Annotated in this window: 11 protein-coding genes and 1 pseudogene; 5 read left to right on the forward strand and 7 right to left on the reverse strand. The window is 69.1% G+C overall.

Annotated features, from left to right (window positions below; genetic code table 11):
- Window positions 1–91 precede the first annotated feature (91 nt).
- Entirely contained in the window at window positions 92–1735 is a 1644-nt protein-coding gene (locus tag EFK10_RS34445; RefSeq protein WP_127359572.1) for a M4 family metallopeptidase, read from the reverse strand.
- 313 nt (window positions 1736–2048) lie between these two features.
- On the opposite strand from EFK10_RS34445, the gene EFK10_RS34450 reads away from it, so the two are divergent.
- On the forward strand, window positions 2049–3413 hold the full coding sequence (locus EFK10_RS34450; RefSeq protein ID WP_206305707.1) for a PI-PLC domain-containing protein: 1365 nt from the start codon (window positions 2049–2051) through the stop codon (window positions 3411–3413).
- A gap of 126 nt (window positions 3414–3539) precedes the next feature.
- On the opposite strand, the pseudogene EFK10_RS53565 reads toward EFK10_RS34450, so the two are convergent.
- Window positions 3540–3782, reverse strand: a pseudogene (locus EFK10_RS53565) (terpene synthase family protein); the annotation flags it as partial.
- A gap of 41 nt (window positions 3783–3823) precedes the next feature.
- Window positions 3824–5122: an MFS transporter gene (locus EFK10_RS34460; RefSeq protein ID WP_127359574.1), complete on the reverse strand. Its 1299-nt coding sequence runs from the start codon at window positions 5120–5122 to the stop codon at window positions 3824–3826.
- Between the two features lie 98 nt (window positions 5123–5220).
- Between EFK10_RS34460 and EFK10_RS34465 the strand changes: the two genes are divergently transcribed.
- Window positions 5221–6150: a LysR family transcriptional regulator gene (locus tag EFK10_RS34465; RefSeq protein ID WP_127359575.1), complete on the forward strand. Its 930-nt coding sequence runs from the start codon at window positions 5221–5223 to the stop codon at window positions 6148–6150.
- A gap of 53 nt (window positions 6151–6203) precedes the next feature.
- Window positions 6204–6467: a hypothetical protein gene (locus tag EFK10_RS34470; RefSeq protein WP_127359576.1), complete on the forward strand. Its 264-nt coding sequence runs from the start codon at window positions 6204–6206 to the stop codon at window positions 6465–6467.
- Window positions 6468–6562: 95 nt separating this feature from the next.
- Here the strand turns inward: EFK10_RS34470 and EFK10_RS34475 are convergent, their stop codons facing one another.
- The 4 genes from EFK10_RS34475 to EFK10_RS34490 form a co-directional block, all read right to left on the reverse strand.
- Window positions 6563–7189, reverse strand: a complete 627-nt coding sequence (locus EFK10_RS34475) for an RraA family protein (RefSeq protein ID WP_127359577.1) — start codon at window positions 7187–7189, stop codon at window positions 6563–6565.
- 86 nt (window positions 7190–7275) lie between these two features.
- Window positions 7276–8196, reverse strand: a complete 921-nt coding sequence (locus EFK10_RS34480) for an aminoglycoside phosphotransferase family protein (RefSeq protein WP_127359578.1) — start codon at window positions 8194–8196, stop codon at window positions 7276–7278.
- A 579-nt stretch (window positions 8197–8775) separates the two neighbouring features.
- On the reverse strand, window positions 8776–9459 hold the full coding sequence (locus tag EFK10_RS34485) for a GntR family transcriptional regulator (protein ID WP_240677652.1): 684 nt from the start codon (window positions 9457–9459) through the stop codon (window positions 8776–8778).
- Window positions 9460–9473: 14 nt separating this feature from the next.
- Window positions 9474–9986, reverse strand: coding sequence for a VOC family protein (locus EFK10_RS34490; RefSeq protein ID WP_127359580.1), 513 nt, complete (start codon window positions 9984–9986; stop codon window positions 9474–9476).
- Between the two features lie 138 nt (window positions 9987–10124).
- Between EFK10_RS34490 and EFK10_RS34495 the strand changes: the two genes are divergently transcribed.
- Together EFK10_RS34495 and EFK10_RS34500 are read left to right on the forward strand one after the other, a co-directional pair.
- Window positions 10125–12305: an alpha-ketoacid dehydrogenase subunit alpha/beta gene (locus tag EFK10_RS34495; RefSeq protein ID WP_127359581.1), complete on the forward strand. Its 2181-nt coding sequence runs from the start codon at window positions 10125–10127 to the stop codon at window positions 12303–12305.
- A gap of 29 nt (window positions 12306–12334) precedes the next feature.
- Window positions 12335–13645 carry a dihydrolipoamide acetyltransferase family protein gene (locus EFK10_RS34500; RefSeq protein WP_127359582.1) on the forward strand — a complete coding sequence of 437 codons (1311 nt, stop codon included), beginning with the start codon at window positions 12335–12337 and terminating at the stop codon, window positions 13643–13645.
- The last annotated feature ends 2 nt before the right edge of the window (window positions 13646–13647 follow it).

Raw genomic sequence — 13647 nt, forward strand, 5'->3', positions numbered from 1 at the left:
GTCTGACCCCAGAAGTCGAACGCTTCCGGCGGCGTGAGTGCTCACCTGCTGGCGGCTACGGCACCGAGTCTGACCGACCCGGCAGCTCCCATTAGGCGACGCTGACGGCGGACCAGGCGGCTGCCACGGCGGCGTACTCGGTGCCGGAGGCGCCGTAGAGGTCGGTGGCGGCCTTGAGGGTCGCGGTGCGGGCGGCGGCGTAGTTGGTGCTGGAGGTCATGTAGACGGTCAGGGCGCGGTACCAGATCTTGCCGAGCTTGTCGCGGCCGATGCCGGTGACGGTGGAGTTGTTGCAGGTGGGGCTGTCGTAGGTGACGCCGTTGATGGTCTTGCTGCCGCTGCCCTCGGCGAGGAGGTAGGCGAAGTGGTTGGCGACGCCGGAGGAGTAGTGAACGTCGAGGTTGCCGACGCTCGAGCTCCAGCAGTCGGCGGAGTTGCCGTCTTTGGAGGGCTTGTCCATGAAGCGCAGCGCGGCCTTGCCGAAACCGGACTTCACGATGCGTTCGCCGATGAGGTAGTCACCGGTGTCGGTGGAGTTGGCGGCGTACCACTCGACGAGGGTGCCCATGATGTCGGAGGTGGCCTCGTTGAGACCGCCGGACTCCCCGGAGTAGGTGAGGGCGGCGGTGCGGGAGGTGACGCCGTGGGACATCTCGTGGCCGGCGACGTCGAGGGAGACCAACGGGCCGAAGGTGGTGCCGTCGCCGTCGCCGTAGGTCATGCAGAAGCAACTGTCGTCCCAGAAGGCGTTGTTGTAGCTGCTGCCGTAGTGGACGCGGTTGTAGGAGCCCTTGCCGTCATTGGCGATGCCGTTGCGGCCGTGGACGTTCTTGTAGTAGTCCCAGGTCTCGTTGGTGCCGTACTGGGCGTCCACGGCAGCCGTGGAGCGGTCGGCGGCGCTGCCGGTGCCCCAGTGGTTGTCGGCGTCGGTGAACACCACGGCGGGGGCGCGGGAGAAGCAGATCCCGAAGACGCACAGGTCGGTCTTGTTCTGCGCGTCGCCGGTGTAGGTGGAGCCGCGGGTGGGGTCCGTGAGCCGGTACGTGCCGGAGCTGAGGGTTGTCTCCAGGGGCACCGTGCCGCCGTACAGCGAGGCGCCGTCGCCGGACGCCGTCTCCAGGGCGTCCCAGGCGTCGATACGGGTGCCGGTACGGGCATCGGCGAGCACCACGCGGGCAGCCGGGTTGCCGAGGGTGTCCAGGCCGACGGCGGTGGTGCGCCAGGCGAGGCGGGGGGCGCCGTGCAGGGCGTCGACCACGAGCTGCGGCTTGGCCTTGGCCTGCCGGAACGTCGTGCCGTGGTGGGCGGTGCGCAGCGCGGTGATGCCCTGGTGCGCGGCGGTGGAGGCGGTCACGGCGGGGGTGATCGTGGGCACCGCGAGGTCGGAGCGGGTGGCGCGGTCGGCGCCCTCGTAGGCGCCGCCCGGCGCGAGGTGCACGACAAGGTCGCCGCCGAGTACGGGCAGGCCCCGGTAGGTCCGGTCGTAGCGGACGTGTTGGGCGCCGTCGGTGTCGGTGACGACGTCCCGGACCGTACGGCCCTGGGCGGGGGTGACGGCGAGCCGGCCGGCGTGGCCGGCGATCGCTGCGTCGGCGCGGGAGACGGCTGTGGCGCGGGAGGGAAGGCCACGGCCGTCCGCCGACGCCGCAGATGGCGTCAGCAGGGCGGTGGTGAGGGCGGTCACGCCTATCGCCACGGTCAGGGCGGTCGTGGCGCGTCGCATGCTGAACTGCATCGGGCTCCTCGGGTCGCGGGGACGTGCGCGGTCCCCGCACCGGCGTCCTGTCGCGGTCTCGGCAGGCGCTGGTGCGGAGGTGAGGCGGAGCCAGATTTAAGTGCACATGACATTGTCTTGTCCATAGTGCGTGCACAACAGACTGGCAGGAACGGAGCCGCTCGGAAGCGGAAACGGGAGGTCGGCTCTCCGCCCGCCAGATCGACGTGAGCGAGCCGTCAGCCACCGGGTTCCTGGTATTCACCGGCGAGTACTGGCGCCGTGCCCACGTAGCGGTGTGTCATGACCCCGACATCACTCACGTACGCGTGCGATGAGAGGAAAGTCCTTGCGTCATCTGCGAGTTCTCTGCGGGGCGGCCGCCGTCGCCATGGCCCTGTCCCTGGCTACGGCCGGGGAGGCCGCCGCGGTGCCCAGCGGCTCGGTGTACATCCAGAGCTACGTGACCGGGCTCAACGCGGCCGACAGCAGCGGCACGGTCGCCGAGCACAACCCCAAGGGCAATGAGGACCACCAGCAGTGGACCCCGGCCGCCGTCAGCGGCGGCTACGAACTCCGCAACGCCGACGAGTCCGGCACCTGCCTCGGCCGCAGCGGAACCACCGCCGTCACCACGGCCTGCGGCACGGACACCACCACCTGGACCATCACGGCGGCCGGCAACAGCACATACAGCATCGGCGTCCCCGGAACCTCGCAGTATCTGACCGGGGTGTCCGGCTCGACCGCCGTGCAGACCGGCGCCGCGGGTGACCTCGCCCGCTGGTTCCTCACCCCGGTGGGCCTCGGCAAGTCCGCGATGCCCTCCCCCGACACCCGCACCCTGGACCAGGTCTCCTTCCTCACCGCGCACAACGCCTTCGCCAACGGCGTGGACGGCAATTTCGCCTCGTTCCCCGTCAGCCTCTTCCCCAACCAGGCACAGGGCATCGGCCAGCAACTCAGCAGCGGCGTACGCGGCTTCATGCTGGACGACTACGACGTCTCCGGCACCGCGGTCCTGTGCCACAACAGCTGCTCCGGGGTGAGCAGCCCGGTGCCGCTCGCCACCGACTTGCAGCGCGTGGTCGACTTCCTCAAGGCCAACCCCGGCCAGTTCGTCACCGTGTTCCTCGAGGACTACGTCTCCTCCTCGGTGCTGAAGTCCTCGCTCGCCTCCATCAGCGGCCTCTCCGACGTGCTCTACCGCCCCGACCAGGACGGCGTCGCCGCCAACGGCTGGCCGACGATGGCCAACCTCGCCGCGCGCGGCAAGCAGTTGCTGATCTTCAGCGACCGGACCAGGGCCAGTGACATCTCCAACGGTTACGCCACCCGCGACACCTTCGGCGTGATGTACCAGCGTGAGTGGACCGTCGAGAACTACTGGTCGATGGGATCACCCCTCGCCGACTCCGACTGGTCCTGCTACAGCCGCTGGGGCACCGACCGGCCGCTCACCACGGACTCGGCCGCCTTCCACCCCCTGTTCGTGATGAACCACTTCCGCGACGCCACCCTGAGCGCCACCGTCACCACCGACAACGGCAAGCTCCAGAACCGTACAGAGAACTTCTGCGAGCCCGCCGCCCGCAAGAAGCCGAACTACATCGCCGTGGACCGCTACGACCTGGGCTCCCCCACGCCCCTGACCACAGTGGCAGCCCTCAACACCTACGTCCTCACCCCGGGGCAGTAAGAGGCCGCGCAAATAGGTGGGGCGGCGTCGCGTGCCGATGGGCGGCGCCTGGCGGCGTTGTCGTCGGTCGACGACGTATGAGACGTACGGGACCGCGCCGGTGCTGCGGCTGGCGACCTCCTCGACGTGCGCCTGGGAGTACCCGGCCCAGTGCCCGGCGGCGCGCTCCCACCACGAGTCCGACATGCCCTCGGTGATCCGCGCCCACAGATCGGCGAACGCCCGCTCCACCGGGAACGCCGCCCCGGGCGCCCGGCCCCCGCCCCCGTAGAGCACGTCCAGCAACCGGCGTCGGATCGCGGCGACTTCAGCCGGCCGGCTGCCGCGCGGACCGTCGAACCGATCGTCGAACAGCACTCCCACCGACATGGGGTCAGCCGGCCTCGGCACAACGCCATGTCACGACGAGCTCAGTTGTGCTGGGTTTGCTCGGTTTGCTTGGCGTGCTCGCCGCGGAGGGCGCGTATGCACAGCACCAGAGCGACGGCCACAAGCACCACGAACACCAGCATCACCGAGCGCGCCGACGCGTACTGCGTGGCGATGCCCAGGCCGACGACGGGAACCGACAGGCCCACGTACGCGCCGAGGAAGTAACCGGCGAGCACCTCGGCCCGTGCCTCCGGCGGGGCGGTCGAGCCGGCGGCGGCCAGCGCGCCCCGGAAGACCAGGCCACCACCGGCACCGGTGAGCACGCCGCCCGCGATGAACATCGCCAGGCTCGGCAACCACATCCCGCCCGTGAGCAGCGCGAGCCCAGGAATGAGCAGCAGCGGGCCGACCCGAAGAGTCAGCACGACGCCGGCCCGGCTGAGTGCGATCTGGGCGACCGCTCCCGCGGCGAACGCGGCGAAGGCCACCAGGCCGGCCACCGCATGCGAGTTCTGGTGCAGCGTGCCGGCCAGGAACGTCGGAGCCAGCGAATTGAACACGCCGTAGACCGCGAACGCGGCAACGCCCGCCGCGGTGGCGACGAAGAACATCCGCCGCGCGTGCGCGGGCACCGCCACGCGCTGCGACCGCCACCTGGGCGCCGGAACCGGCCGCTCCGCGGTCTCCGGTGAGGCCGCCACGAGCACGGCGAGCACGAGCAACACGATGCCGAAGACGATGTAGGGCACCCGCAGCGGTTGCGGCGCGTACTGGGCCAGGAACCCGGCGACCAACGGGCCGAATCCGATGCCGCCGAGGTTGGCAGCCGTCGCGACGACCTGGGCTCGACGCGGCGACACCGCCTTGCCGCCGAAAACGCCCGCATGCAGCTCACCGAGGTAGGCGGTGGCCGTCGCGGTCGTCAATCCGATGGAGATCCCGCAGATGACGCGGGCGACCAGCAGTCCGGGAAGGCTGGGTGCGAACAGGAAGATCAGGCCGCTTGCCACGTTGACGAGCAGCGCGGGCACGAACACCCGCTTGCGGCCCACCCAGTCCGACACGTGGCCGCCGAGAAACAGGCTGCCGATCACGCCGACCGCGTACACGGCGTAGACGACCGTGACCATGATCGTGGAGAAGTGATCGCGCTGCTGGTACAGGACGTACAGCGGCGTCGGCACCGCCGAGAATCCCATGTTCACCAGGAAGGCCAGCGCGGCCACCCAGAAGCCCCATGCGTGGTGCCGGCTGCGAAGAAGAGCGTGGGCCGGGTGTCCGGCACGGGCCCGGTGTCCGGCACGGACCCGATCGACCTCGGTGGTGGCGGATGACATGAAGTGGATCTCCTCGTCGCGTAGCTGACAGGCAGCCGCAGCGCCACCCTTCCTTCACTCTCCCGGGCTGCGATTATGCTGTCCAACGAAGACCTTTCATGACTGTTATCAATCCGGAGCATGAAGTGGAGCTACGCCACCTCGAGCACTTCCTCGCGGTCGCCGAGGAAGGCAGCTTCACGCGCGCAGCGGCGCGGATTCACCTCGTGCAGTCGGCCCTGTCCGTCTCGATCCGGTCACTGGAACGCGAACTCGGCGGTCGGCTGTTCGACCGCACCACCCACCGCGTCGAGCTCACCGACGCCGGCCAGGCACTGCTCGTCGAGGCGCGTCGCACGCTCGCCGCGGCCGACGCCGCCCGGGACGCCGTCGCCGCCGTACACGGCGGGGTGCGCGGCAGCGTACGAGTGGGCATCATGCACTCACTGGCGCTCATCGACCTCGGCAACCTGCTCGCCCGCTACAACCGGGAGCGGCCCAAGGTCCAGATCGTGCCGAACGCCTTGCAGGGCGGGTCCGTCGAACTGGCCCGCCAGGTCACCGAGGGCAGGCTCGATCTTGCCTTCGTCGCACTCCCGGACGGGTATCCGCCCGGCCTGACCGTGCACCCACTGGCCTCCGAACCGATGTCACTGGCCTGCCCCCCCGATCACACGTTCGCCAGCCGCCGCTTCATCCCCCTCTCGGAGCTCGACGGCGCACGCTTCGTCGACTTTCCACCCGGTTGGGGAACCCGACGCAGCGTCGACCAGCTCTTCCTGGAATCGGGCCTGCAACGCGAGATCGCCGTCGAGGTGGCCGACATCCCCACCGTGATCGACCTGGTCAGGGCGGGTTTCGGGTTCGCATTCCTGAGCCCGTCCCTCGTCCCCGAACCCCGCCGCGTGGCCCTGCTCCCGGCGCAGCCGGGACCGGTCTTCGCCGTATCCCTCATCACACCCGACGACCGTCCACCCTCGGCAGCCGCCCGAGCCCTCATCGACCTGGTGCTCGCCACCTACCCCATCCCGGACCCCAGCGGGTCATGACCTGCGTACGGATACTCATGCCCTAGCCGACGCCCGGGACGAGGATGATCCGTATGAAATGGAGGAACACCGTTGCGGTGCTCGCGCTGCTGCCCGTCAACGCCCTGGCCGTAGGCTACGGGCTGCTGGCCGCCGGAATGACCGGCTGGGCCGCGGACTGGGACCAAGAGCCGTACGAGCCGCCCCTGCCCGAACTGGCCACGGCCTGCGGCGTGGCGGCGGCCATCGGCGCTGCCCTGTGGTGGGCCCGGCTGCGCCGAGCCGCAGCTTTTCAAGCGGTTCCGGTGCTTGTGCTTGCCGCGCTGATGATCGGCTGAACCGTCAAGGAACTGCGGACAGAGCCATTGATCAAGTCCCAACCACGGAAGAAAGGTGGTGATCCCCGGCGACGAAACAGCCCAGCCCGCGTCGATCAGTCTTGGAAGCCGTTTTCGCCCAGGATCTCGTCGATGCGGGCGCGGTGCGCCTTCTCCCACGCATCGAGGGACTCGTCGGCCTCCTTGGCCAACTTCTTCTGAGCCTCGAGGAGTACCTGCTCCCGGCGGGCACTGGGGGTGACCACGATGCCCTCTTCGTCGGCCACCACGATGTCGCCGGCATTCACACTCACACCGCCGCACCGCACAGTGCCATTGAGCGGCTCAACGGCTGCCTTGGTCCCCGGGACAGGGATGACCCCCCTGGCAAAGACGGGAAAGCCCATTTCGCGCACCTCGGCGAGGTCACGAATCACCCCGTCGACCACGAACGCCGCGATCCCTCGGCGTTGAGCGATGGCACAAACGTTGCCGCCCGCAACCGCGTAGTCGACGTCACCGCCCGCGTCGACGACGATGACCGAACCGGGCTCTGCCCGATAGATGGCGGCGTGAAGCATGAGGTTGTCACCCGGCGGGCACCGCACGGTGAACGCCGGGCCGGCAACTCGCGGGATGGAGGGCCAGAGAGGGCGAATGTCGATGTTCATGACCTGCTCGCGTCCCAGGACGTCGGCGAGGGTGGTCGGGGGAATGTTCTTGAATCCGGCGACGTCGTTCATGTTCATCCTTCATTCGGGTGGCCTCCCACGAGGGGCTTCCCCCGAAGCGTAGACACCGTTTGCGACCGGGTTGATCCGACCGAACGTCAGCCAAGAATGCCATGGTCCGCCAGGACCTCATCGATCACGCGACGGTGCTCGGCGGCTCGCTTCGGGTCGGTGTCGATGTACTCGACCACGCAGATCAGAGCCTTCCACAGTGCCCACCCCCGCGCCCGCGCCCACATGGCGGGGTCCTGGCCGACGGCGCTGCGGAACGCCTCCCGGCTGTCGCCCGAGAACATGGTCCACGCGATGACCAGATCGCAGGAGGGATCACCGACGCCCGAGGTCCCGAAGTCGATGACCGCGGCCAGCTTTCCGTTCCTGACCAGGAGATTGCCGCTGCCGATGTCCCCGTGGAACCACACGGGCGGTCCCTGCCAGGTGGCCACGAGGGCGGCGTCCCACACGGCCGAGGCCCGTTCAACGTCGATGCGGCCGTCCTGGAGGGCCAGGACGGCCAGGGAGCGGCGGGTCTCGTCGTCGTAGTACGCCGGCGACGCGCCGCGATGGAAGCTGTGTGCGCCGGCCTGCGGGCCGCCGGTCGCGTCGATGCTCTGCAGGGCCAGGATGAATTGGGCGACCGAGGCCGCGAAATGCGACATGTCGTCGATGCGGTCAGGGCTGGCGGTCTCGCCGTCCAGCCACCCGCGGATCGACCAGCTGAACGGATATCCCTCCCCTGGTGCCCCCTTCCCCAGCACCGGAGGGACGGGCACCGGCAAGGACGACGCGAGCACGGGCAGCCACCGGTCCTCCTTGTCGACCGCCGGGGCGTAGCCCTCGGCGGTGGGAAGGCGCACCGTCATGTCGTCACCGAGGCGGTAGGTGCGGTTGTCCCACCCGTCGACCGCGACTGGGCTCACGGGCAGATGGCCCCAGTGGGGGAACTGCGACGCGATCAGTCGCTTCACCAGGTCCGCGTCGATCCCCGCGCGACCGTCGTTGTGGAGACTCTCGACCATCCAGGGATGATGACCGTCGATCGTCCGGGCACGCAAAGGGATATCCGCAATGAACTCAGCACCCGGGGAGTTATTGACATGCGCGTGACGGCCCACCGGCAACTCCTCGGCGGACGGCACTCGGTTGCAGATCTGGTCCTGCTCCGGCCGCGCCAACCAGAAATGGACGATCGGCTGACCCGGCGGCTCCCCCCGGCCCCCAGTTCCCGCCCTCTCCAACGACGTAAGGGGATCAGCGATGATCTCCCGCAGGCGAATGCTCACCTCCCTGGCCGGTGCCGCAGTGGCGGGCCGTCTCTGGCACTGGCCGCGCCCCGCGCGCTGGGGGCTATCACCGCCCCCACCGGCGTCCGGCTGACCCTCACCCCCTTCTAGACCCGCGGTTCCTCTCCCCCCATTTCAGCGTGATCTAGCGAGGAACCCCGGGCGTTCAGGCATGGGAGGAATCGCTCTTTTGGGCTGCTTTGGCCGGCAGGCTGGAGGGGACGCTTCTGTCGGCATGCCATGACTGACTGGCCCTTCACCCCGGACAGTCGGATGGTCGTCGACCGATGTCGGGTGGCGCGGGGCCGCTGATGCTCACTCGCTGGCGGGCTGAGCGTCGAACACTTCGGGGTGGTGGGAGAGTTCGACGCGGGTGCGGCGGATGTGGAGTTGGAGGATCCGCTCGGCGGACTGTTGGTCGCGGTCGCGCAGGGCTTCGATGAGCAGGTGGTGCTCGGCGCTGATGATCCACTTGCGTTGGCCGGCGGTGAGGTGGGTGAAGGCGCGGCGGTAGTGCTGGGTGGTGTCCCACAGCCGGGCGACGATGTTCGCGAGCTCGTCGGCGCGGTGGTGGCGGTAGGTGGCCCAGTGCAGCTGCCGGTCGAGGACGAGGAACTGCTCGACGTCGTCGGTCTGCTCGATGTGCTGCTGGAGTTCGGCCAGTTCCGCGATGTCGGCGTCCGTCAGGTGCGGGGCGGACTCGGCGAGCAGGAGGGGTTCCAGCCGCTCACGCATCTTGTAGCTCAGCTCGCACTCACGCATGTCCATCTGGGTGACCCAGGCGCCCTGGTTCGCGCGAAGGGTGACCAGACCTTTGGACTGCAGGATGCGCAGTGCTTCACGGACCGGCAGCCTGCTGGTTCGCAGTTCTTCCGCGAGGTCGTCCTGGATGATCCGCGTGCCGGGGGCCAGGCGGCCCGACAGGATGCGCTCCCGCAGCTGGTCGGCGATCCGCTGGCTGGCGACAGCGGCCCGCAGGGTGCCGTTCCCGTCGGACACTCGTCTCACTCCTATTAATCGTCTCGCTCAGGCGAAAGCCTGCGGGTTCGGTCGAAGGCCTTGCCGTTGGGGTACGACACCAGCTCGAACTGCATCCCCCATGGTGACAGGAAGTAGACCCAGCGCTGACCTTCGCTGGCACCCTTGCTCGTCGTCGGTTCGCCGAGTACCCGCAGGCCGCGCCGGTGCAGGTCGGCGACCGCGGCGTCGAGGTCCTCGACGTACAGGGCTATGTGGTGGCCGCCCACATCGCTGTTGCGGGGCGGCTGCGTGCGCTGGTCGGGCGCTTCGTACTCGAAGACCTCGAAGAGTGCCTGACCGCCGAAGCGGAAGAAGTGCAGTCGGCGCATCACGGCCCGGTCGTCGACCCCCAGGTGTTCGCTCATCCAGTGACCGTCGTCCTGGTAGGGGCCCAAAGCGTACATGTACTCGCATCCGAGTACGTCCACGAAGAACTCGCGTGCCTGATCGAGGTCAGGCACGGTGAGGCCGACGTGGTCCAGGCGGGTCAGCCCAGGGATTGACATGATTCTCCAAATGGATCCATTTAGCTTGCCTTCACGCATCCTACGGCGCATAGTCTAGGGTCAAAGGCCCGTCTCAGACGAGATGGCTTACGTAATGGATCCATTCCAGGTCTCTCAGTCACTCTCCAGGGAGCGCCCATGCCTAGCCGTGACACTCTGACCCCCAGCTCGCCGTGGGTCGAGCTGAGCGCCTCAGCCGATGACTGGGACGCTGCGGACCCCGCCCTCCTGCTGGGGATGCTGGGCCAGGCCCAGTGGATCCGGGCGTTCGAGGAGTACGTGCTCGAGCTCGCCGGTGCAGGTCTCATCCACGGTCCGGCGCACTCGAGCGTCGGCCAGGAGGGCGGCGCGGTCGGATCGGCGCTGCCGCTGCGCAGCGACGACTTCGTCAACGGCACACACCGCGGACACCACCAGTTCCTCGCCAAGGCGTTCGGTCACGTCCTGCCCAGCAAGTCCGACGGGCTGCCCGAGCTGGACGAGAACGTACGCATGGTGCTTCGCCGCACCCTCGCCGAGATCTGCGGTCTGTCCGACGGTTTCTGCCGCGGCCGGGGCGGGTCGATGCACCTGCAGTGGAAAGAGGCCGGGGCGATGGGCACCAATGCCATCGTCGGCGGCGGCGTCCCGCAAGCCGCCGGCTTCGCCTGGAACCAGCTTCACGCGGGGACGGACGCCGTCACCGTGACGTACTTCGGTGACGGTGCCGTGAACATCGGCTCCGTCCTGGAGACCTTCAACCTCGCGGCGGCCTGGCGGCTGCCCATCTGCTTCTTCATCGAGAACAACCTGTACGCCGTGTCGACCCCGGTCAGCGAGGTAACGGCAGAGCCCAGGCTGTCGGGCAGGGGGACCGGTTTCAACATCCCCAGCTGGCGCGTGGACGGTATGAACGCCCTCGCCGTCAACCTGGCCATGAACGAAGCCCTCGAGCACATGCGCGCCGGCCGCGGCCCGACCATCATCGAGGCCGAGGTGTACCGGTACTTCCACCAGAACGGCGCCTACCCGGGCAGCGCCTTCGGTTACCGGGACAAGGCAGAGGAGAAGGCCTGGCGCGACCGCGACGCCCTGGAGATGCTGCGGGCCAACATCATCCGCCGCAAGCTCGCGACCGCGAGGCAGATAACGGCCGCGCAGAAGCAGGTGACGGCCGTGATGCAGGAGATCGGCGACTCACTCCTGGAAGCGGCCCCGGGCGGCAAGCCCGGCCAGCGGCGCATCAAGCCCGCGGCCTGGCCGGACAGCACGTTCGTCGACGCGGGTGTCCGCGGAGACCTGAGCGAACTCGAAGGCAGCCGGTACGAAGAGGCCGCCACCTTCTCCGGGAAACTGGAGGACCGACGGTTCATCGACGTCGTGAGCGACGTGATCGGACGCCGGATGGAGACCGACGAGCGGATCATCGTCCTCGGCGAGGACGTCAACCGGCTCAAGGGCGGCACCAACGGCGCGACAAAGCGGGCGCTGGAGCTGTTCCCCGACCGGGTGCTGGGCACGCCCATCAGCGAGAACGCCTTCGCGGGCCTGGGCGGTGGCATGGCTATCGACGGCCGGTTCCGCCCGGTGGTCGAGTTCATGTACGCGGACTTCATGTGGGTCGCGGCCGACCAGCTGTTCAACCAGGTCGCCAAGGCCCGGCACATGTTCGGCGGCGACGGCGCCGTGCCGTTCGTGCTGCGCTCCAAGCTCGCGGCCGGCACCGGGTACGGGTCGCAGCACACGATGGATCCGGCCGGCATCCTGACCACGGCGGCGGGGCTGCGGGTGGTCGCCCCGTCGAACCCCTTCGACTACGTGGGTCTCATGAACACCGCGCTCGCCTGCGACGACCCGGTGGTCGTCCTGGAGCACGTCGATCTCTACCAGACGACAGGGACAGGGCCGGTCGACGACCTCGACTACCGCATCCCCGTGGGCAAGGCGGCGCTGCGCCGGGAGGGCGAGGACCTCACGGTGATCTCCTATCTGTCGATGGTCAACCACTGCCTGGAAGCGCTCGACCAGGTGCCTCAGCTCCAGGCCGACCTCATCGATCTGCGGTGGCTCGACCGGGCCAGCCTCGACTGGGACACCATCGAGGCGAGCGTCAAGAAGACCAACCGGGTGCTCATCGTCGAACAGGGCGCGCGGGGTACGTCCTACGGCGGCTGGCTCGCCGACGAGATCCAGCGTCGCCTCTTCGACTGGCTCGACGCCCCGATCGAGCGCGTCACCGGCGGTGAGGCATCGCCCAGCATCAGCAAGGTCCTGGAGCGGGCGGCGATCGCCCGTACCGAAGAAGTCGTCAGCGCCCTGCGCGACATCGCCTCGAACTGACCTCACGGACTCAGAGCTAGGAGAAGACCATGGCAACGCTGCTTCGCCTGCCGGAAGTCGCCGCCGGAGCGACGGAAGCCGTCCTGTCCGAGTGGTTGGTGAAGGAGAACACCCCGTACAGGACCGAGGACCCGATTGTGGTCCTGGAAACCGACAAGGCCCTGGTCGAAGTGGCGGCCGAGTCGGACGCGGTGATCCTCCGGGCGCTCGTCCCCAACGGTTCCACGGTCGAGGTCGGTGCCCCGATCGCCCTCCTCGGCGACGAGTCGGAGATCGGGGCCGACGTCGAACAGCTCCTGGCGGAACTCGGCGTCCCTGCCGGCCCGACCGACCGGGAGCCGGCTCCGGCGACGCCGCCCGAAGCCTCGCCAAGCGCGCAGGAGGCTCCGGTTCCCCCGGTCACCACGGAGTCGGAGAACGCCCGGGTGTTCATCAGCCCTCTGGCCCGCAGGATCCTCAAGGAGGCGGGCCTGACGACCGACCAGGTCCGCCCTACCGGTCCGCACGGCCGCATCGTGCGCCGGGACGTGGAACGCGCCGTCGAGGAAGCCCGTGCGTCGGCGGCGGCGGCCGCCGAGCCGGTGCCCGCGCCTGCCCAGCCCGCGCCCGTCGAGCCGGTGCCCGCGCCCGTACGGACGGCGAGCCCGCAGCCGCAGACCGCCGGTTTCCGCGACATCCCCCACACCCGGCTGCGGCGCGCCGTGGCGAGCCGGCTGACCGCCAGCAAGCAGACGGTCCCGCACTTCTACCTCAAGCGGACGGCCCGCATCGATGATCTGCTCGCCCTCCGTAAGCAGCTCAACGAGGTGTCGCCCCAGAAGATCTCGGTCAACGACCTGGTGATCGCGGCGGTCGCGGTCGCGCACCAGGCGGTACCCGACGCCAACGTGATCTGGACCGACGAGGGCATGCGGCAGTTCGAGTCGGTGGACATCGCGGTGGCCATCGCCTCGGAGCGCGGACTGGTCACGCCGGTCCTGTCCGCGGTCGAGCGGATGTCCCCCAGCGCGATCGCGCGCGAGGTCAAGGCGTACGTACAGAAGGCCAACCAGGGCAGCTTGCAGCAGGGCGACCTGGAAGGCGGCTCCCTCACGGTCACCAACCTGGGGATGTACGGCGTCGACGAGTTCTCGGCGATCATCAACCCGCCGCACTCCGCCATCCTCGCGGTCGGCGCCGGACGGCCGGCACCGCTCGTCGTCGACGGCACCGTCCAGGTCGCGACGCAGATGACGCTGGTGCTCTCCGTCGATCACCGTGCCATTGACGGTGCCCTGGCCGCGCAGTGGATGGAGGCCCTGGTGGGCGCCCTTGAGCAGCCGCTCCGGCTGGTCGCCTGAGG

Source organism: Streptomyces soli, from assembly GCF_003999195.1.
Classification (GTDB): Bacteria; Actinomycetota; Actinomycetes; order Streptomycetales; family Streptomycetaceae; genus Actinacidiphila; species Actinacidiphila soli.

Coding starts and splice junctions, on each gene's coding strand:
- EFK10_RS34480 (WP_127359578.1), bottom strand. CDS start 8,196: ATGGTCGAGAGTCTCCACAACGACGGTCGCGCGGGGATCGACGCGGAC.
- EFK10_RS34470 (WP_127359576.1), top strand. CDS start 6,204: ATGAAATGGAGGAACACCGTTGCGGTGCTCGCGCTGCTGCCCGTCAAC.
- EFK10_RS34465 (WP_127359575.1), top strand. CDS start 5,221: ATGACTGTTATCAATCCGGAGCATGAAGTGGAGCTACGCCACCTCGAG.
- EFK10_RS34495 (WP_127359581.1), top strand. CDS start 10,125: ATGCCTAGCCGTGACACTCTGACCCCCAGCTCGCCGTGGGTCGAGCTG.
- EFK10_RS34460 (WP_127359574.1), bottom strand. CDS start 5,122: ATGTCATCCGCCACCACCGAGGTCGATCGGGTCCGTGCCGGACACCGG.
- EFK10_RS34450 (WP_206305707.1), top strand. CDS start 2,049: ATGAGAGGAAAGTCCTTGCGTCATCTGCGAGTTCTCTGCGGGGCGGCC.
- EFK10_RS34445 (WP_127359572.1), bottom strand. CDS start 1,735: ATGCAGTTCAGCATGCGACGCGCCACGACCGCCCTGACCGTGGCGATA.
- EFK10_RS34490 (WP_127359580.1), bottom strand. CDS start 9,986: ATGTCAATCCCTGGGCTGACCCGCCTGGACCACGTCGGCCTCACCGTG.
- EFK10_RS34500 (WP_127359582.1), top strand. CDS start 12,335: ATGGCAACGCTGCTTCGCCTGCCGGAAGTCGCCGCCGGAGCGACGGAA.
- EFK10_RS34475 (WP_127359577.1), bottom strand. CDS start 7,189: ATGAACGACGTCGCCGGATTCAAGAACATTCCCCCGACCACCCTCGCC.